1 pseudogene is annotated in these 560 nt (G+C 39.3%); it reads right to left on the reverse strand.

What is annotated here, in order from left to right:
- Positions 1-187: 187 nt before the first annotated feature.
- Positions 188-560: pseudogene (locus D5R40_RS33740) on the reverse strand (hypothetical protein); the annotation flags it as partial.

The following is a 560-nucleotide window of genomic DNA, read 5'->3' on the forward strand; positions in this document are numbered from 1 at the left end:
GCAAATAGGTTATAAAATTAATAGAATAAGACTTATATCAAATCTGGATAATTTGTTATTATAGTCATTGCGACTGGAACGGAGTGGAAGGAAGCAATCTCAGAGGTTGAGGAGATTGCTTTCCTGACGGAATGCTACGCAAACGCTGCCGCTCGCAATGACAGATTTCTTGTTTAGGTGTGTAGTTTTAGCCTTCCAGAATCCCCACAAGCACATCAACCAAAGCCTCCACATCCCCAGGAACTCTCAAAGAATCAATATTTTGCTGAATTAAACGTTGCTTTTTATCCAAAATACCAAATATCCAAAGTTCCCCCATAGTCACACAACCAAAAATTAAATCCTGCTCCGGTTCCCATTCAGATAATGCAATTAACTCCACAGCTAACTGCGTAAAACCCCGCGTCATATCCTCATGTTTTGCTTCAATTACTAACAGTTGAGAATTAGATTGTAGCAAGTAATCAAGATTACCCTTTAACCTTTCATTCACACTCAAAGGATATTCAATTCTGAGCTGACATTGACAGTAACGAGCAACCTCTAAAAGTACCGGAGCA

The organism is Okeania hirsuta, from assembly GCF_003838195.1.
Lineage (GTDB): Bacteria > Cyanobacteriota > Cyanobacteriia > Cyanobacteriales > Microcoleaceae > Okeania > Okeania hirsuta.